Genomic DNA, 20,235 nt, shown 5'->3' with positions numbered 1-20,235 from the left:
TCGTCTGGTGTTTTTTTTTATTTGGTGATTATGTGTGTTTCTTTTACCGATCTTGAGAGGATTTTGGTTTTCTTTAATAAAAAATCCGGCATGATATCTTTCGGAAGGTAAAGAATCCCTTCGCCTTTGCTTTGTAGTTCTTCTGTAATTCCGGGATTCCAGGACAGGAGTTTGTTTACATCCATATCCAGTTCGTCGGCTATAATATTTAAATTAAATCCTGCATTAATATCTGTTTCGGCCAGCTGTTCAATATTTTTTCCGCTTCCGCCATTTACAAAAAATACGGTATTCATTCTGGAAGAATTGTAATTGCTCAAAACGCTTTGCAGCTCACCGGTAGCGTAACATGCATTCAGGTATTTTTTTACATGGTTAATGGTTTCTTCCGGTAGAAATTTAGAAAATATATGGTACTGTGATGAGTTGGCTGCAGCCATTGCTTTTGCGATATTTCCTTCACCACAGTTGTACGCAGCCACTACCGTGATCCAATTGTTGTATTTTTTATAAAGATTGGTAAGAGACACAACGGCAGTCTTCGTACTTTTATAAAGGTCGTTCCTGTTCTGCTGGGTAAGGCCGTACTGATTGGCGTGAGAGGTCATAAACTGCCAAACCCCAACTGCTCCTGCTCCGGAAGTAATGTTCCTGTTAAAATGCGATTCAATCAAAGCCAGATTCCTGAGATGTTTTGGCAGGCCTTTTTTAGCGAGGGAATATTCTATAAATTCAACAATTTCTTTATTCGAATTGATGATGCTCTTATATTTTCTCACGCTGCTCTCGGAAGTATCTGATGCAGCAAGAAACTGTGCATTCATGATGTCTGAACACAACAGCAGTATTCCTGTGAGTATAATATTTTTGAGATTTGGTTTCATATTCTTATTTATTTAACGTAAATAAGGGATTTAACGTATACTTTTTTACTTATTCTACTTTCCAAGTTAATTTTTCCTCTTCTGTATTCCAGTCTACGTAAATCGTTTGTCCGGATTTTACTTCTTCACGAACGATCATCTTGGAGATTGGCCTTGCCAATTGAGATCTGATTACTCCTGAAATCTGTCTTGCACCATATTTACTGCTGAATCCGCCTAATGCGAGGTTTTTCACAGCTTCATCTGAAATTTTGAGAGCAATTCCCAGTCTGGTTAATGAAGTATGAAGCGATTTCAGCTGAATATTAAAGATTCTTTCCGCAATCGATTCGGTGATCGGTGCAAAAGGAATAATTTCTGTAATCCTTGCTAAAAATTCCGGCCTGAATCGTCCTGAATTTGACATGATCTGCATTAAAGAAGATGATTCCGGAACTTTACCTTCTTCAAACTGCTTTACAATTTCTTCACTTCCGATATTGGAGGTAAATAAGATCAATGCATTGCTGAAGTCTCCTTCTTTCCCCAGCTTGTCATGTACTTTTCCTTCATCCATGATCTGCAAAAAGACATCAAAAACCGAGTGATGCGCTTTTTCAATTTCATCAAACAAAACCACGGTGTAAGGCTGCTGCCTGATTTTGTTCACCAGCATCCCCCCCTCTTCATAGCCTACATATCCCGGAGGCGCACCATACAAAAGTGCTGCGGAATGTTCTTCTTTAAATTCCGACATATCGAAACGAACCATTGCTTTTTCGTCATTGAAAAGCAGTTCGGCCATTGATTTTGCCAGCTCTGTTTTCCCGGTTCCGGTAGGTCCGAGAAGGAAGAAAGAGCCAATCGGCTGTCCCGGTTTGTTCAATCCGCTTCGGTTTTCCACAATCGCATCAGAAAGGATTTTTAGAGCATGATCCTGCCCGACAACCCTGTTCATCAATAACGATTCCATATTGAGAAGCTTTTCTTTTTCCTGCGCCTGAATTTTCCCAATCGGGATATTTGTTTTTGCGGCCATTACTGCAGCCAGCTCCAGGCGGTCTACTTTTTCTCTTTTTTTGGCGGCGTGCTGCAAGAGTTCTGCATAGGTATCTTCAATGGTTTTCTTTATCTGCTCTACCGGCATGGAATTGTCGATCTGAGGCTGTTCGCTGAGTGATCCCCATAAGATCGGGCTGATTTTATCTTTCAATAAATTATAAGTCCAGATCAGTTCATCTGCCTTATCTTTTTCATCAAAAAATTCTTCTTTGAGAATTTCATCATAGCTGTTTTTCCAGCTTTCCAATTCTTTTTCAGAAAGTTCATCCAGCATTTTGATGGCGGCCATTGTCCTGTCTAATAAATCAATGGCGGCATCCGGCAGTTTTTTACCTTTTGCATATCTTTTTGCAAGACGTACACATTCCGGAAGCGCAGTTTTTTCGACTTCAATTCCGTGGTGTTTTTTATAGCCTTCGAGAAGCACGTCAATCATTTTAACGCAGGTTTTTTCGTCTGGCTCGTTAACGGTGAGTACTTCAAACCTTCTGTTGAAGGCCTGTTCAGGTTCTATAATTTTTCTGTATTCTTCCTGTGTTGTTGCACCAATCACGGTGATTTCGCCTCTTGCCAGTTCAGGTTTCAGCAAATTGGCAACATTTCCGATGCTGCCTTTAGGATCGAGAAGCGTGTGGATTTCATCAATGAAAAGAATAGCTTTTTCTATTTTTTTACATTCGGTAATAACCTTTTTAAGACGGTCTTCAATTTCGCCTTTATAAGATGTACCGGCTAATAAAGCACCAGTATCCAATTCCAGCAGTGTTCCGTTCTTCAGCATTTCGGGAACATTGCCTTTGGTGATTTCAATGGCAAAACCTTCTACCAAAGCGGTTTTACCAACTCCCGGCTCACCGATGATGATGACATTCGGTTTGCTTCTTCGGCAGAGAATTTCCACCAGCATTCTAAGTTCTTTATCTCTTCCGATGATATTTTCCAGCTCGCCTTTTCTCGCCTGCGCCGTGCGGTCTACACAATAGTTTTTTATGGAAGGAAAAGAATTATCTGAAAAATCTGAACCGTTTGAAAAGAGGGAAGAAAATTCATTATTCCCGGAGCTTTCATACGGCGTATCTTTACGGTAGAGGTTGAAAATTTCATTTTCTCTTAGCGGCAATGATTTGAGCTGCTGCAGCGAAAAGGCTACCTGCGGTTTTACAATGGCTGTCAGTATGCAAATTGGCGTGATCTCATCAAGGCCGAGCTTTAAACGGATATCATCTGCTTCTTCTACTATGGTATCTACCGATTCATCCTCTTTTACCTCATCGGGAAGATGGGTTGTTTTTGGATAATCCTCGATACGCACATCGGCCCATTCGTAAAAATATCCGGGATCTTTATCAATGCTTTTCAGGAAATCTGAAATCCCTATGTCTTTGTGCATTAATGCCTGAAGAATATGCGGCCCGCCATACGTTCCGTTATAATTTTCTTTTGCGATAGACTGTGCGATATGAAACAACTGTTTTACGGTCTCATTGGTTACTAGTACTCCCATTGTGAATTTTTTCTCAAATTAATATTTTTTTCTTTTGGTGCGGTAATTTTTCACCGGTTATGTTTCGCTAACAGCAGCAAAAATTAATCCATAACCTCCTGAAAATTTTACCTTTCTACTAATATATCAGTTTTTTTTGAGAGTAAAAAACATCTGTTTTTTGAAGCGGCTGCCAATGATAATTTAAAACATCATCAGCGAGTGCTGTAATGGTAAAAAAGACCGCCTTGTGATGACAGTCTTTCCCTTATGAATATTAAATTACGTCTTGTTTTAGCTTGAAGGCCAAAGTCCTTCATACTTAGAATTTCCGTAATCAATTGTTTCGGCACTGATGATAAAGCTTATCAGCATGCTGTTTTCGTCTACGGCGTCGAAGTCTACTTCATGCTGAATCACATATCCGTTTTCCCAGTTTAATGTGATAAGCGTACCTTCTTCGTGAGACTTGTTAAAGGTGATTTCGCCTGTTGTAGGCTTGTATTTTCCATTAAGTAAACTTTCCAGAATATCTGATTTTTCAGTTGCTTCTACAGTTACTTTGATGATTGCGTTGGAAGGATCTGAAGCTACTCTTCCCGATACGTCTGTTGATCTGGATACGCTGTAGTTCAGCTTTAACAGTTTCTGACCTTCTCCTCCATTGAATTTAAGAATTCCTCTTGAATTTGCTGCCATGATGGTAAATTTTAATCGTTAATAATATTTTGTGATTCGGTGATTGTGTAACAAAGGTATGGGGGCAGAACTTCTTATAAAAGTTTTTTCACCATTATCTGATATTTTGTAGTAATACTACGACTTGATGTCGTAATTCTACGACAAATGATTTAACACAAGCTTAACATCTCCCTATTAATGGTACTTATGACAATTGCGTCACAGTAAAGAAACTGGAGTTTTTGATACCAAATTGAGAGATAATATAATGCAGCGCTATATTTTTAATCAATCCTGTTTTAGTGTTCACAATATATTTTCCGGAAAATTCTATTTCGCTTTTGGATTCTTGAGGATTCTGAAATATTACAATTTCATCACTGTATTCAGGATTTTCAATAGTCTGCTGAAGAATAATTTCCGTATTTTCTTCTCCGACAGACTGATTAAGAAATGATTTCCCGTTTGAAAATGAATTTCTTACTGATGCAAAATAGTTTTTAATAAAAATATCATTTTTCATTCTCGAATTAAAAATACTCCTGTTCTGCACCGCTCTTTCAAATTCATCAAGATAAATCTCTGCGTATTTATCTTGAAAAAGATTCGACAAACGTTCCATGATCTTTCCCAAATGATCCATCGTCTGCTGCGTAAGCTGTATGTTCACCACATTTCCTTTAAGATCAGTTTTAACTTCCAGCGGATTCAGGGAGCGGATGGATTCAGAAGCCAGATCGGTCATCATATTTCCCTGTCCGTCTGAAAAATTATTTTTAAAAAGGTGAAAAATATGAAAGCCGTTTTCGCTCCTTAGCCATTTTACGGAAACTGTGTAAGTAAGAACAGCATGTTTTCTTTCAAGCTCGCTTTCGTAGAGTTCTTTATTCACCACAGCATAGATTTTGCTGAAGTTTTCCGGATTGAAAGGAATGTCAGGATTCAGCTTAGGATTTTTAAAAGGGGCATCATTAAGGCTGTTGTATTCGCGTACTTTATTAATGCCGGGAATAATCAGTTTTTTTCCTGGGATAAGCATATCCTGTATAAAATCTTCCCTTGCACAATGGATATTGTGAAATTCTTTGAGGTATTTCGGGTTTTCAAGATGAATTTCTTCAGATATGCTTTCCAGCGTTTCGCCGGAAAGTATAAAATGAACGATCATATATTCTGTTTTTGGCTTACCCCAATTTAGCGTAAAAATTTTATTTTACAAAATAGTTTTTAGAGGTATTTCAGCCAGCTGTAGAGATTAATCGGCGTCTTATTTTTGTTTCGTGAATTCAAGATATTTGTCTCCGCACTGCGTAAAATGATCAAATTCATTCATAGAATTTCCATAGTTCTGAATAATAATTTTATCATCCTGATAAAGCCCTTCGATTTCCCCCATTTCGAGATTGGTGATTTCTCCCGTTTTTTCATTGATTTCTGCCGAAACATTTCCTGCTGCGATGATTTTCTTTTTATCCCATATTTTGAATGTCGACTGTCCGCCCGTATTTTTAAATTCTATTGAAAACCTTCCGCCGTCACAGTTGGTGGCTACAAAAACTCCGTCTACGATTTTTTTAGGCATTGATATGGCTGCATCTTCTTTGCGGTCGTCTTCTCCGGCAGCAGCATCTGGCTTTTCCGTTTTCTGATCCTGAACAGGCTTTTGATATTCCTTTGTTACCTCTGAAACAGCCGAAGAATCTTTGATATTTTTTTCGTAATGGTCTTCATTTTTTTTACATGAAACTAAAGATAACATAATAAGAAGGCCTATAACAGAAAAGTTTTTACGGATCATAAAAGTTTTATTTTATGTGATTGATAAATCAAAAATACATATTTTTCCGTACGAAAATATTTTATTTGAATATGAGGCTAAATTTTATCTGATCGATTCTGATCAGCATTCTTCTATTGATCTGAATTAAAGCCTTTTCTGATTTCAATTTGAATATTTAGATGATGTAAGTTAAGAATAATTTAGCAAAATACCTTTGATGTTTCTTAAAGGTTAGTGCTATTATTCGTCTTAATAACTTTCAAAAACAAAGAAACCTTACACGATGCAGGTCTCTTTTAATTTTTTATAATCTGAAATTTATTTAATCTTTTTGTCTAAACATAAATAACTTCCTTCCGCTCTCATATTCGCCATTGGTTTAGAATATCTGGCAATTTTATCTTTTTTAAATTTAAGGACAAGATCTTTATCTTTCAATGCAACATTGATAAAATCTTTCATATCCGTAGTTTCTGAATTGGCTCTCGGTTCTTTTACATAAAATTTGTCTACAAGATCTTCACCATCCAGAACGACTACATAATACCACGCCGTACCGATATCTGCCTGTCCTTCAATGATAATAACCTCCATATTTTTATTGGCTGAAGACTGGTAAGAATAGATGGTGTAACCCGGACCTTCGTAATTGCTATCTGAAAAGTCTACATCGGTAATGGCAAAATCCTTTTTGGTAAGCATAAAGCTGTTGTCGGTTTTATGGAAAAGCTTTGTCGCTCCATGAACGTAGCAGTTTTCATTATCATCTTTCCTGAAAGGACTTACAATATCGAAAGAAATCTCATGAGCTATATTTTCCGGCGCTTTTTTGCTGCTTTCGGCAACGGTAAAGTTAGCAGCCTGAACAACAGATTTTGCTTCTAGCTGTTTCTGTTCTGCTGTGGTTTGCCTGTTTTCTTTACAGCTGAATAAGGTAAACCCAAACAGTAAAATTGATAATTTAAAAAACAATTTATACATACATTTCTCTTTACATTACGATCTCGCGTCCTTTACAGCCTGCTGAGCCGGCTGATCAATTGCCGTGAGCCTTACAAAATAAGCAGGATTATATCTGTTTTGAAGACCTGTTCCGTTTCCGGTAGCATTCATGGCAACTTCAAAATGCAGATGTGGATTCGGAACTCCGCTTGCATTCCCGGAATCACCTGAATAGCAAATGGTTTCACCTGCCGTAACTTCTCCGCTGGTTTTTACCGCCGATTTCAAATGGGCATAACGGAGATAAAATTTATCAGCATTAATATCAAAACCTGATCCACTTTCTACTTCCGCCGTAAATTCGTGCGTATAATTTCTTTTGGCCTTTCTTAAATCTTCGCCGCTGACTTCCAGAACGAGCACATTTCCGTATCCTGCACTTCCTTCATTCATGTAGCTCACAATGGTTCCGTCCAGGCAGGCTTTACACGGCGTATCTATATCGGCAAAAATGTCAAGCCCCTGGTGATTTCTCGGAACAGCCTGGCCGTTTACGATTCTTGTTCTTACCGGTCCGAACGCTCCGTTTTGTTCCCTGTGCGCGCCGCTGGAGTTATAATACGTCCTCTGCGGATTGTCTATCGGATCATGCCATGTAGAATCTCCGCCTTCCACAGGAGAGCATGAATTTACTTTAAATACATTAATTCCCTTATCGAAATACGATTTAGCATCTCCCAATCCTGCCAGTCCCGGATTAACAAGTCTTCGTACTTTCTTCACGTTATCCAGCGTAGAAACTTTTACGGTGTCTGCCGTTTTCCAGATTTCGTGTTTTTCCCAGAAAGCAATAGCCGTTAAAACTGCATATTTAGCTTCTTTCACTTTATCCGGGTCGGCTTCAAGGTCTGTATATTCATCAGGAAAAATTTCTTTGATATAATTGGCGGCACTTCTGTAATTTCCGCGGCCGGTAAGCTGTTTCAGCCCTCTTCCTCTGAATAGATAACCATCGCCGCTCGCTTCGTTCCCGTTTCCGTTTCCAAAGCCGTTTTCTGCGGCATACATATAATTCATCAGTCTTCTCTGCGGATTTTCATTGCAATAAGTTTCTAAAAGGCCTGCAGCATTCAGGTTGGCAGCTCTTTGTCCGAAAATACTCAAACTTCTTGATCTCGAGTAGCGGAATTTATCTGTTTCCACCATCCAATCCGGGTTGATCCCTAATGTTTCGGCACCCACCTGCGCAAAGAAATGTGCTTTTCTGAGACAGGTATTGATATGAATTTCTTTCCCGGAATCAAAAATATATTTGTTCAGATTATCCACCACTTCCTGCCTGAAGGCTTTATGCGCCGGTAAAGAACCGTACAGCTCTTCAATTTGCTCAATGGTAATTTTCTCCGTACATCTCGGGCATTTTTTACCAATCTCGAAATAGGCTCCGTCTTTTTTCAGGAATTCTCCTGCATGCTTTTGTAAATTTCCAGTGCATTCTGCTTTTAGCCACAAATATTCGGTTACGCTTTTAAAAACATCAAAGGTAATCTGCTCGTCTTTGTTATACACTTCTTTGGTGAGCGCCTGCTCTATTGCCTCACTTTTCGCAAATTTTTTCTGTTCGGCCAGTTCCGCTTTTATTTTATTAATGATAATTCCTGCGATTCTTCTTTTTTGCTGTGCCGTCGCTGTATTATTTCCGTTTCCCCCGAATGTGTACGTGTGAGTTCCGTCTTTTATTCCCGTTAATTTTTCCTTCCATTCTTTCAGCGTATCATCGGATTGCGGCCGTAGTTTTATTTTAACTTTAGCGAGTCCATTTTCTGCTACTGCTTTTAAGGTTGTTATTTCGGCTCCGTTTTCTTTTGCTTCCAATACAGGAAGATTGGCGTCACTTCCAATTAATACCGGTTCCTTTTCTTTGATATTTATGCTCACTTCTTTCCCATCAAGAAGCATGGTGGTTGCTACTACATATACTTCTTCTTCCAGCGGTGCATTATTTATTTTTACCAACACAGGCCCCAGTTTATATAAAGCAAAAGAAATGGTTTCACCCTTTGCATAGGAAGTTTTGGTGAGCGCATTCTTGATGGTCTCAAATTTTGCGTATTTTCTATCTTTTTTTACGGCAGGATCTACTTTGCCTTTAATAATCTGTGCAACAGTATCTTTATTGATGTTATTGTTGTTTGAAGCAAATGTGTAGGTATAATTACCATCCGTTTCATCGGTTTCTTTTGTGAATTCTTCTTTTGCAAAATAAGCATCGAGAAGACTTTCAGCTTTGGGTTCCTCTACAACACTTGTTGTTCTTCCTTCAGGCAGCTGAGGAGTCGGCTGCTGTTCCGGCTCTACCGTTCCGTTGGTCTGATTAGACGCATCGGGTTGTGGTGCATCATCCTCTTCCGCTCCGCTTGGTTGAGTTCTTGAAACCGGCTGTTGCTGTGAAGTTCCGGAATTTTGCTGTGACGGGGGCGATTGTTGTGTCTGCTGAGCCGGCTCTCTGTATTCCGGATTCTGAACCGTAACATTATTGGTTGCATGCTTCCTGTTGCTGTAATATTCTACGGTAACGTAAAATTCGAGCTTTTGAGGATCTGTTTCACCTTGAGCCGCTTTCTGCATTAATGCTTTTGTCAAAACAAATTCGGCGGTTGCAGTTCCGGTTCTGTCGACAATGGCTTCCCGGCTGTCTACAAAAAGATTTCCGGAATTATGGCCACCACCTGCTGCATCATCTTCACAAAGTCTAAATACAAGTTTTTTTCCTGTAAGATTAACACAAAGCGCTTTAGCAATAAGTTTATCAGTATAGCTGAAAACAGTTCCGGGAGTATCATCAGCATACCTAAGCTCTACTTTGGTAATTTCCGGAGTTCCGGCAGGCTGCGGAGTAATGTCGATGGTTGTCGGGCCGCTGCCTTCCGGTTCATGAAGGTAAGCTTCCAGACGGTAGGTATTTTTTGCCGCAACCTCCCCGAATGTAAAGCTTCCGTCTCCTACCTTTTTAATATTGGTTGAGGTAAAATTTCCGTTGCTTCTTTTCTTGAAAAGTTCCCAGGTTACCGCAGCGGGATTTCTTTCACCGGCGGGTGTTGCAGGATACCAGTCTGTAACGATATAGGTGGTTTTTTCTCCAATGGTAGGAGTTGGATTTCCTGAAATTTTTGAAACTCCTTTTTTAGACATAGAAAGTGTTTTTGTAAAATGAATTAGTAAGCGTCAATTTCACTTTCCAGGACGGTTTCTTTGTAGTCCTGCATGTTTACCAACGGATTAATATGCTGTACCGTTTTATTGTCGGCATTCTTCACATTTTTTTTGCTCATCTGCCCTCTCTGACCATGATCTTTAATGGTGATTTTTCCTCCCACCACACATTGCAGCTCCGATACTTCGGTCACGATTTTTTTATCCATGATCTTTACTTTATCATAGGTTTTCTGCCACTTTCCGGCAGGAGCATAAGAACAGGGAAGATTTCCTCCGGAACTGGGCTTCAGCTTACATTTTCCGAAACTCGGGCCGGAAGGATTGAACTGGAGATCGTCTTCTGTAACGGCCAGAAAATCATTATTACCATCAGAGTCATTCCAAAAATGTTTCTGATGGGAAGTCACTTTATATTGGGGAAACTGGTCGCCCTGATTGCACTGGGCTTTACCTTTCTGTACGACGAAATGCTTTCCGTTATGTGGAGATGATTGCTGTGACATAATATTTATGATTTGGGTAGCATCAAAGATAAAAAAATTTACTTTAAAAAATAAAAAAAGCGGAATTAAATTCCGCTTTTCGATATTATAAGTGATTAATGTTTAGTATATTCCGGCTGCTCGACGGGCTGCATGGTCGGCATGAAATATTCATTCAGCCAGTAAAAAGTTTGTCCGTTCTGCTGGATTTTTACAGCCGGGTCATTTCTGTGCGAAAGCATTCTTTCAGCCAGATCTTTGTAATGGCGGAAGTAATTTCGGGCTGTTTCGTTGGTTACGATTTTAGATTTTTTCCAGCCTTTCAGCATGTATTTTGACATCAGCTCTTCTTCGGAATTATCAAAACCTGTGCTTACTCCTACCGAATATGACATCGGCTGTTTATAAAGATCGCCTTTATCAAGAAATTTTAAAGTAGGATTGTATTTTTTCAGCAATTTTACATATTCTCTTACGGCTCTTGCCTGACTGAAATCTGCTCTTTCTGCTCCGGTTTTCTGATAGACTTCGGTATAGAATAATTTTAAATTATCATATTCTGTTTCAGAGATAAGAATTCCTTTTTCAAGTCCGGGTTTAAAGTCTTTGAGCTCTTTCGGGATATATCCTTTTACGAGGAATGGGTTTCCGTAATTGATAAGCTGCGCTGCAATACCTGCAGGAACAGGATTGGTGAGTCCCGGATAGAGATATTTGTACTTCAGGTCAACATCCGTTCTTCCGGCTCCAACCGATGAATGGAAATAATCATTTAAAGAATTATCCAACGTCGTATTGTCCAAAGTAACCTGAGCAATAAGGCTGTCTACCGATTTTTTAAGATATCCGGGAGTTGCGATATCGCCTTTTTTAGGGAAAATTACAAATCCCTGAGACATACTTTGTTTAGGATAATCCAGAGAGAAGAAACCTTCGTCTCCTTCTACCAGATTAAAATTATTTTTCGTTAAAACATCATTTTGGTTAATGATCTTCTGCTTTTTCAGTTCAGCGATATTTTTTGCAGTATTGGTTACTATATTTTCTGACATTAAAACAAAATCATTGTAAGTGTCTGATGATCTGGCGCTTGTCTGAAACATAATCAACCTTGCCTGAGCCTGTGTAAGCGAATTGATCACGCCATACATATTTCCGCTCTGCGCAGCTGAAGTTCCTACAGTAACAACAATATTGGTTTCGTCCGGAAAATTTGAAAGAAGGTCTCCGGCTGCCATTAATCCTTCATTCACCGGCTGATATCCGCTGTTGCTGGCACAGTTCATTTCATTGCTTTTCTGATCGATAAATGTTGTGATTTTGCTGTAATCTGTGTTTAACGGAGATACTGCTACATTATCTCCGCAAGGATTATTTTTATACAAAACCACGCCATAACGTACCTGATTAAAATACGAAGGTTTTTCAAATCTCAGCTGCAGATCCTGAAGAAGAGATTTTACAATCGGAGCATAAGGCGCATTCGGAGCACTGATATCAAGGGTAAATACAATATTTATTTTCTTATTTTTTTCGGTAATTTCCCTATACCTGTCGAAATAAATGGGTTCACCCAGCACATTGAATACATAATTTTTGCTATAGTCAAGGACATTGGTGAAGTATTTGGTTTTAGAATCCGGAGCAGATGGTTCATTCAATGGTAAATTTACCGGAAAAATATTTTCAAGCGGTGTCCTTTTATTAACATCAGTAAGCAGAACAGCCACTCTGTTTTCTGAATCATTTCCTCCCGGAGATCCTTCATGAATCCCTAAGGTAGTCTCTGTAATTCCGGTTGTATTTTTCATTTTCACGGCAGAGCGTTCTCCCCAGCTTGAAATGACGTTTGAGCTTACCCAACCATAGAGGCTCGTTCCGATGCTGTCGATATCAACGCTCGGTTTTTTGCCAACCAGAAATCGTTTGTTGTTTTCCGCCTGTTTATAAACATACACCATTTGTCCGTTCGGAATTTTCACATCCGCCTGCTCAATAAGGCTGGGCGAATTGAACACCATGATAGAATCATTTTTATAGTATCTTTCAGAGTTTTTGATGACTTCACTGTTGTTGGGTACCACTGCAACTTTTACCGGGAAGCCTGTTTTTTCGCTTTTCAGCGAGTTGCTCCATAAAAGGAGGTCAGATTCCGGGATCCAGCCGTAGGTTTTTACCTGTTTGGATGATACTTTCTTCATTAAAGCATCGGGAATATATTCCGCAACTTTTACCATACCATCTCTGTGCTTGAGCACCATAAGCGGTTCGAGGAATTTAACTTCTTTATATGATTTTTCATCACTTTTATCAAGATAAGCCGTATTTTTTGAACGGTCTGAAATGGCAATCCACGGAACTGCTTTTTTAGGAAAGCCGTTCACGACAGGAGAATTGTCTACCTGCCCGTAATGTGAAGGTTCAGGTGTTCTTTTGGACGGTAATTTTACCTGACAGGCTGTCAGCAATACTGATAATCCGATATAATATGCTGCTAGAGGAAGTTTATTTTTCATCCTTTTTATATTTTACGATTGGTGTGATGTCCCTGAAAGGACTTGGTTATTTGCTTTGGTTGATGTCTACTTTGGTTACGCAGTTCTGCGCATCATCAAAATTTACTTTAACGGTCTGAATGATATTATTTTTATCAAACTGAAGTCCGGCACAGTACATGTAAAAATTGTTTACTTTGCTGCCGTTTACATTCACTACCGTATTTTCATTGTTACACAGGTAGGTTCTCAACAGGTAATTGTAATGCATGTTGAAACTGTTTCCGTAGGCTATCTGCTGAAGATGGTATTTAAAATCGTTATCAATTTTAGCATAGCTGTCTTCCACGCTTACTTCTTCTTCCAATGCATCGTAAGCAGGTAAAATTTTAATCTGGTGAAGTACGGGTTCTACGGTTTCATCCGTGATAAGGCTTACAACATAATCACCCGGTTTTTGGTAAGAATAAATTGCCAGTTTGTCTTTAGAATCAATCCTTCCCGTTTCCCCGAATTTCCAGGTAAACTGTTTTCCGTCTGAAATGGCACGGAACTGCACATTTTCAAATTGCATGGCCTGCGACGGAGCGTCAATGAGCGTTACCGTTTTTACACTGTCTTTTTTGGGAACTGTTCTTGCGGAAACAATGATGGGAAAAGATTTGGAATATTTATTATCGATAATCAATGTTACCTGATAATATCCGGGTTTGTTGTAAAAGTGGATGCCTTTATTTTTATCGCTGGTGGTTCCGTCTCCGAAATTCCACATTTTGGTTTTGGCAAATTGCGTTTTGTCTTCGAATGAGAGGGTATCTCCCACTTTCAGGGTAGACGGATATACGACTCCGACAATATCGTCGGACGAGTGTATCACTTTCTTCTGCAGCCATAATGCAACCAGCGCAGCTATTAACAGTGTTGCAATAACACCGATAATGATGTTTTTCTTGTTTTTCTGAAAGTAATTCATAGTTAATGATTGTGTGATGTGTGATGTGGTTTTAATGTATTTTTGGTGTTCTGTGCTTATTGTGATCTCGACTGCAAAGCGGTTTCGCGCTGGAAGAGCTGGCTTCTTTTTTCTTTAAACCCGATGGAACATTCATCAAACTGTTTTTCAAAGTTTTTAATATTTTCCGTTTTGCTGGAAATAATTTTTTTGTCGTTAAAATACATTTTATAAAATTTTGCGATCTGGGGATATGCCTCTTTCCTGATATCGTTGATATTGTCTCCGTTCTGGTAATATCCTGCTACGTCATTAATCCCGTACATGATATTATTTTCAACAAAAGGCTGCGGAGCTTCGTCGGTAAGTTTATTGATCATGGAGAATGTGCTGTCCATAACTTTGAAGGATTGTTTTTGTTTCAGATCAAATTTGTTTTTTTCTTCCAGCATCTGGATGGAGACGATATCATTGTCCGAAAACGGAGACTGGAAACCTCTTAAGAAAATAATTCCCATGAAAATAAGTGCCGCAAAAAGCATTAAGATTAAATATAAAAACTGATAATGCCTTTCTTTTTTTGATAATGTGATTTGTCCCTGCATAGTATTCATTTTATCTTCTTCTTCTCATTCCCGAAAATTTCCTGGTAGGATCTACCTTTAATTCACTGTTGATTATTCCGATCTTTCCTTTACACTCGCTGAGGTTTCTCAGAGCTACCTGTTCTTTGTAGGAAACATCAATGATCTGTTTTTTTAAAGCCAGCATCGGCTCGATCTGCTTCATGAGCATGGAATAATGCTTAAAATTATCTGCACTGTCTTTAGCCATGGCGTTTCTGGCATTTCTCACATCTTCCATGATTGCATTTCTCAGGAAAATATCATTCTGCACTCTGTTGATATCCAACTGATCCATCCGGTAAAATATGCTGTCTACATGATCTTTCAGAAGATTGCTTCTGGTAAGAAGATAGCGGTAGTCGTCCGCTTCTTTTTTGATACCCTGTCTTTGGATGTCGTAACTTTTAAAAAAGAAGAATACACAGATGAAGGAAACACCTGATAGAACGATGAATGATAGAACAAATTTCCAAATGCCTATCCTTACATCTGCTTGGTTTAATTTTTTCTCCCGGTTCGAAGACATATGTTTGTGATTTGTTTGGTCTGTGAAATTAGTAAAAAAATAATTTATTCACAAAATTTACGAATTTTAATGAAATAATATTATTTATTCAATTAAATTAAGTTTAATTTTCACTTTCAGCTAATTTTCCTAATTTAGTGATCTGATTATAATCATCATTCACCAAATCGATATTAACGTGAGCAAATTATTGACCAATACTGTGCGGTTTTCCATAGCAGACAGTGATTTTTATTTTAAAAAGATCCTGATTAAGATGCTTACAGAAAATCCGTTCTATATACTTCTTAATGACTGTAACAACGGCCGCGAACTGATCAGCAGGAATTACAGAAGGCAGGAAGATGTATTTATTATAGAACTTTTTATGCCCGTATTAAGCGGACTTGAAGCCATAAAATACATTCGTAAAAGCAATAGCGAAACACCCATTATCACGTATTCCGGAACCTACCAGGAAGATATGGCGGAAATTCTTTCCAAAATCCCCAACTTATATTATTGCCAGAAAAAAAGCAATGTGATTAAAGACATCATCAAAGGAAAAGTAACAGGTGAAAGCTTTGATTACGCAGGGTATACCAAACAATGGGAACAGCAGCCGCTTGCTGTAATGGAATATATGGAACGGCAGAAAAAAAGCCAGGAAGAGCTTTCTCCAACGGAAATTCAGCTGATGAAATTCTGTTACGAGGGCTTCAGCAACAAAGAAATTGCTGAAAAGCTGAACCTCAGTACCAGAACCATTGATACCTACATCAACCGCCTTACGGAAAAACTGGGGCTGAAGACCAAACTGCACCTAATCCGCTTCTGCGTAGAGAACGGATACTACAATTCCAGTATGTAATGGTGATTTAACAGTACATTCATAACAAGTAAACATTCAGTTTTCAATCGCTTACCGAAAAATATTTTGCCACTAATTTGCTAATATTCAATTTTTTTAACTAAATTTGCACACCTAAAATTTAAAATTAAAATAAGGAAATGACAAAGGCAGAATTGGTAAACACCATCTCAAATAAGTTGGGAACCGAAAAGAATGAAACACAGAAAGTTGTAGAAGCTTTTATGCAAGAAATCAGAACTTCTATGTATAATGGAGATAATGTTTATTTGAGAGGTTTTGGATCTTTTATCATTAAAACAAGAGCAGCTAAAACGGGAAGAAACATCTCTAAGAACACTGCAATTGAAATCCCTGCACATAACATTCCTGCTTTCAAGCCATCAAAATCTTTTGTGGAGAAAGTAAAAACGAAAGTTACCGTAAAATAAAAAATTAACTGAATATTAACTAGTTACTAAAAAATTATAATTATGCCAAGCGGAAAGAAAAGAAAAAGACACAAGGTTGCAACTCACAAAAGAAAAAAGAGAAGAAGAGCAAACAGACATAAGAAAAAATAATCTCATTTCCTGAGATTTAAATATATAATATAGTTGGTGATTTTAAATTTTTAAAGGTTCACCGACTATATTTTGTTTTTGCAACTATTGAGATGCCATGGAACAGGATTGTAAATATTACTAAAAAAATTACCGCTCATTCAATACTAATTCTTAATTTAAGGATAAATTTATATGATGAAATATACACCTGTTACCTATCTTCTTAACAATTTTTACCTTACAATAAAATGAAGAAAGAACTAATCGTTTCGCATGAAGATGATCTTACAAAGATTGCACTGCTGGAAGACGGAAGACTATGTGAACTTCATGAGCAAGAGGACAAAAGTGACTTTATAGTTGGAGATTTGTTTATCGGGAAAGTAAAAAAGCTGGCTCCCAACCTGAATGCCGCCTTTGTAAATATAGGCTATGAAAAGGATGCTTTTCTCCATTATCAGGATCTTGGGCCACAATATCTTACCTACAGAAAATTTCTGAAGGACACAATTTCCAAAAAACAAAGCGCATCAAGCTTAAAAAATTTCGAGATACAGCCCGAAATCGATAAAAACGGAACCGTAGACAAAGTTATTGCCAAAGATGACGTTGTTTTGCTTCAGATTACCAAAGAGCCCATATCTACAAAAGGGCCGAGAATATCTACCCAGATTTCCCTTACAGGCCGTTTCCTGGTACTAATTCCGTTCGACAACAAAGTGTCGATTTCAAAAAAAGTAAGAAGCCCTGAAGAAAAAGAGAGGCTCAGAACGCTGATAGAAAGCATTAAACCTGAAGGTTTTGGCGTTATCATCAGAACCGTTGCCGAAGGAAAAAAAGTGGCGGATCTTCATAACGATATGAATCAGCTGATCCAGAAATGGGAAACTGCTTTTAAAAATATCCAGAAAAACAAAGTCCCTTCAAGAGTTTTAAGCGAAGATGATAAAGCTTCAGCGATTTTAAGAGACAATTTCAACCAGGATTTTGTAAGCATCACTTGTGATGACGAACAAATGGTCGGCGAAATGAAAAACTATCTGGAGGTAATCGCTCCGGAAAGAAAAAATATTGTTCACTTTTACGATTCTCACATACCTCTTCTGGAATATTACAACGTAGAAAAACAGCTTAAGCAAAGCTTCGGAAAACACGTTAACATTCCCAGCTCAAAAGGCGCTTATCTGGTCATAGAACACACAGAAGCCCTTCATGTAGTCGATGTAAACTCCGGAAATAATATTACTACCGGAACAGCCGTCAACAAAGAACATGCCTTAAAAGTCAACAAAATGGCTGCCACCGAAATTGCACGCCAGCTCCGTCTTCGTGACATGGGAGGAATCATCGTAATCGATTTCATCGACATGACCAATCCCGAACACAGAAGAGATCTTTACGAACATCTCAAGGAAGAAATGAAACGTGATAAAGCACGCCATAAAATACTTCCTCCAAGCAAGTTCGGACTCATCCAGATTACCCGGCAAAGAAACCGTCCGGAAAAACAGATTGAGACCAAAGAAGAAAACCCGAATAAAGACGGAGAAATCGTTGCTCCGATTGTTATTGTGGAAAGAATGGGAGAAACCCTCAGAACCATTATGCAAAAGGAAAAAGGAAAACTTTACCTTCATGTACACCCTTTTGTGGAAGCTTACCTTACCAAAGGCTTTAACAGCATCCAGATGAAATGGTTTATGAAATACAAAAAATGGGTAATCGTTGTTCCGAGAGACTCATTCAAATACTTAGAATACAGAATTTACAACTCGAAAAAAGAAGAATTGATAGGATATTCTAACTAAAAACGTATAGCCTTCGGTAATCATTACCGGAGGCTTTTTCTTATCATAGGAACATCTTCCCTACACATAAGTAAAATACTTCAAGCAAGCTTGTAAATTGCATATCATCCTGTAGCACTATATCTAACTTTAAATACCATTTTTTTTCATGAGCTTTCTCCCGCTATCCGCTTCTACTCCTCGCGCCTGGCCTTTGCGTTGCCAAAAGGCCTTTCTTTCCGGCTCCTGCTGTGGGGTAACCGCTGCTATCGGGGCTAAGGATGTGAGAGGTGAGAAGTGAGAGGTGAGAAGTAAGAAGTGAAAGGTAAGATATAAACCTTGAACTATAGGAATGAATAATGGTATCGGATGTTGATAAGTAATGGGTAATATGTAATTGGTAATTGGGTAATATAAAAAGTAAACCAGTGAATGATGATATGCCAGCTTATTTTCTACAATATATCCTGAACTTTAAACTTTAAACTTTAAAACTCTGAACCTTGATTGAACCTTAAACATCAACTTTAAACCCTGAACTTTGAATCTTGAATTTTGAACCCTGAACATCCCCCTCTTACTTCTCACTTCTTACTTCCTCACCTCTTACCGGTATAAAACAAAAAACCCCACACATTGCTGTATGAGGTTTGAATAAAAACTGGCGGCGACCTACTCTCCCGCGTTAGCAGTACCATCGGCGCTGGTGGGCTTAACTTCTGTGTTCGGAATGGGAACAGGTGAGCCCCACCGCTAAAACCACCCTAAAGGTTGTATATCATTTAAGGTTTTGTGTTCCGGGTTTGATGTTTATTGCTGTTACACTTTAAACCTTGAACCCTAAACTTTAAACATTAAATGTTTTTATCGGTAAATTTCATCACAAAGGCAAAACCAGTGTCGCACTTATAAGGCTTGTTGTTAGCGGCTTGCTTTTAGCTATTAGCTATCGGCCAGCTGCCATAAGCATCCTTATAGGCTATAAATCTACGGGTAATTAGTACTACTCGGCTATGCTGTTACCAACTTTACACCTGTAGCCTATCAACGTGGTCATCTCCCACGACCCTTAAAAGATGTCTCATCTTGAGGCGAGTTTCACACTTATATGCTTTCAGTGTTTATCTCTTCCAAACATAGCTACTCAGCGGTGCACCTGGCGGTACAACTGATACACCAGAGGTTTGTTCAATTCGGTCCTCTCGTACTAGAATCAAGCCCTCTCAAACATCTAACGCCCGCAATAGATAGAGACCGAACTGTCTCACGACGTTCTGAACCCAGCTCGCGTGCCACTTTAATGGGCGAACAGCCCAACCCTTGGGACCTTCTCCAGCCCCAGGATGTGACGAGCCGACATCGAGGTGCCGAACCTCCCCGTCGATGTGAGCTCTTGGGGGAGACTAGCCTGTTATCCCCGGAGTACCTTTTATCCTATGAGCGATGGCCCTTCCATACGGAACCACCGGATCACTATGTCCTGCTTTCGCACCTGATCGACTTGTAGGTCTCACAGTCAAGCACCCTTATGCCATTACACTCTACGCACGGTTACCAAGCGTGCTGAGGGTACCTTTGAAAGCCTCCGTTACTCTTTTGGAGGCGACCACCCCAGTCAAACTACCCACCACGCAATGTCCTTCTTAAAGAAGTTAGGCTCCAAGTAAGTAAAGGGTGGTATTTCAACAGCGGCTCCACAAGCACTAGCGTGCCTGCTTCAAAGCCTCCCACCTATCCTACACATTACTTACTCAAAGTCAATACGAAGTTATAGTAAAGGTTCACAGGGTCTTTTCGTCCCATTGCGGGTAATCGGCATCTTCACCGATACTACAATTTCACCGAGCTCGTGGCTGAGACAGTGCCCAGATCGTTACACCATTCGTGCAGGTCGGAACTTACCCGACAAGGAATTTCGCTACCTTAGGACCGTTATAGTTACGGC

15 protein-coding genes and 2 rRNA genes are annotated in these 20,235 nt (G+C 39.0%); 3 read left to right on the top strand and 14 right to left on the bottom strand.

Annotated elements, in window-relative coordinates; genetic code table 11:
* Positions 1-17: 17 nt before the first annotated feature.
* The 12 genes from SOP96_RS07155 to tssO all read right to left on the bottom strand — a co-directional run bounded on the left by SOP96_RS07155 (position 18) and on the right by tssO (position 15,108).
* Positions 18-884: a lytic transglycosylase domain-containing protein gene (locus SOP96_RS07155; protein ID WP_326320305.1), complete on the bottom strand. Its 867-nt coding sequence runs from the start codon at positions 882-884 to the stop codon at positions 18-20.
* Between the two features lie 49 nt (positions 885-933).
* A complete protein-coding gene (locus SOP96_RS07150) occupies positions 934-3,429 on the bottom strand; it encodes an ATP-dependent Clp protease ATP-binding subunit (RefSeq protein ID WP_326320304.1) in 2,496 nt (831 codons plus the stop codon).
* A gap of 273 nt (positions 3,430-3,702) precedes the next feature.
* Positions 3,703-4,107, bottom strand: coding sequence for a type VI secretion system tube protein TssD (gene tssD / locus SOP96_RS07145; protein ID WP_029296853.1), 405 nt, complete (start codon positions 4,105-4,107; stop codon positions 3,703-3,705).
* 187 nt (positions 4,108-4,294) lie between these two features.
* Positions 4,295-5,257: a hypothetical protein gene (locus tag SOP96_RS07140; protein WP_326320303.1), complete on the bottom strand. Its 963-nt coding sequence runs from the start codon at positions 5,255-5,257 to the stop codon at positions 4,295-4,297.
* Positions 5,258-5,356: 99 nt separating this feature from the next.
* Positions 5,357-5,887, bottom strand: coding sequence for a hypothetical protein (locus SOP96_RS07135; RefSeq protein WP_326320302.1), 531 nt, complete (start codon positions 5,885-5,887; stop codon positions 5,357-5,359).
* A 300-nt stretch (positions 5,888-6,187) separates the two neighbouring features.
* On the bottom strand, positions 6,188-6,850 hold the full coding sequence (locus SOP96_RS07130; protein ID WP_326320301.1) for a hypothetical protein: 663 nt from the start codon (positions 6,848-6,850) through the stop codon (positions 6,188-6,190).
* A 15-nt stretch (positions 6,851-6,865) separates the two neighbouring features.
* Positions 6,866-10,003, bottom strand: coding sequence for a peptidoglycan DD-metalloendopeptidase family protein (locus SOP96_RS07125; protein WP_326320300.1), 3,138 nt, complete (start codon positions 10,001-10,003; stop codon positions 6,866-6,868).
* Between the two features lie 23 nt (positions 10,004-10,026).
* On the bottom strand, positions 10,027-10,530 hold the full coding sequence (locus SOP96_RS07120; RefSeq protein WP_326320299.1) for a DUF4280 domain-containing protein: 504 nt from the start codon (positions 10,528-10,530) through the stop codon (positions 10,027-10,029).
* A 95-nt stretch (positions 10,531-10,625) separates the two neighbouring features.
* Positions 10,626-13,025, bottom strand: coding sequence for a type VI secretion system protein TssR domain-containing protein (tssR, locus tag SOP96_RS07115; RefSeq protein ID WP_326320298.1), 2,400 nt, complete (start codon positions 13,023-13,025; stop codon positions 10,626-10,628).
* Positions 13,026-13,071: 46 nt separating this feature from the next.
* The gene (locus tag SOP96_RS07110) at positions 13,072-13,977 is read right to left on the bottom strand and encodes a PKD domain-containing protein (protein ID WP_326320297.1); all 906 of its coding nucleotides are present in this window, start codon (positions 13,975-13,977) and stop codon (positions 13,072-13,074) included.
* A 56-nt stretch (positions 13,978-14,033) separates the two neighbouring features.
* Positions 14,034-14,561 (bottom strand): type VI secretion system transmembrane protein TssO, encoded by a 528-nt coding sequence (locus SOP96_RS07105; protein WP_326320296.1) that lies wholly within the window; start codon positions 14,559-14,561, stop codon positions 14,034-14,036.
* Positions 14,562-14,571: 10 nt separating this feature from the next.
* A complete protein-coding gene (gene tssO / locus SOP96_RS07100) occupies positions 14,572-15,108 on the bottom strand; it encodes a type VI secretion system TssO (RefSeq protein WP_326320295.1) in 537 nt (178 codons plus the stop codon).
* A gap of 178 nt (positions 15,109-15,286) precedes the next feature.
* Between tssO and SOP96_RS07095 the strand changes: the two genes are divergently transcribed.
* From SOP96_RS07095 to SOP96_RS07085, 3 genes are all read left to right on the top strand, one after another.
* Entirely contained in the window at positions 15,287-15,958 is a 672-nt protein-coding gene (locus SOP96_RS07095; protein WP_326320294.1) for a response regulator transcription factor, read from the top strand.
* A 140-nt stretch (positions 15,959-16,098) separates the two neighbouring features.
* Positions 16,099-16,389, top strand: coding sequence for an HU family DNA-binding protein (locus tag SOP96_RS07090; RefSeq protein ID WP_027388329.1), 291 nt, complete (start codon positions 16,099-16,101; stop codon positions 16,387-16,389).
* 362 nt (positions 16,390-16,751) lie between these two features.
* A complete protein-coding gene (locus SOP96_RS07085) occupies positions 16,752-18,311 on the top strand; it encodes a ribonuclease E/G (RefSeq protein WP_326320293.1) in 1,560 nt (519 codons plus the stop codon).
* 638 nt (positions 18,312-18,949) lie between these two features.
* On the opposite strand, the gene rrf is transcribed toward SOP96_RS07085, so the two are convergent.
* Positions 18,950-19,057: ribosomal RNA gene (gene rrf, locus SOP96_RS07080) — 5S ribosomal RNA — on the bottom strand.
* A 210-nt stretch (positions 19,058-19,267) separates the two neighbouring features.
* Positions 19,268-20,235: ribosomal RNA gene (locus tag SOP96_RS07075) — 23S ribosomal RNA — on the bottom strand; the annotation flags it as partial.

Origin of the sequence: Chryseobacterium salviniae (assembly GCF_035819015.1) — a bacterium.
GTDB classification, from domain to species: Bacteria; Bacteroidota; Bacteroidia; order Flavobacteriales; family Weeksellaceae; genus Chryseobacterium; species Chryseobacterium salviniae.
Note: the sequence above shows the minus strand (reverse complement) of the source record. Positions and strands in the feature narration are given on the sequence as shown.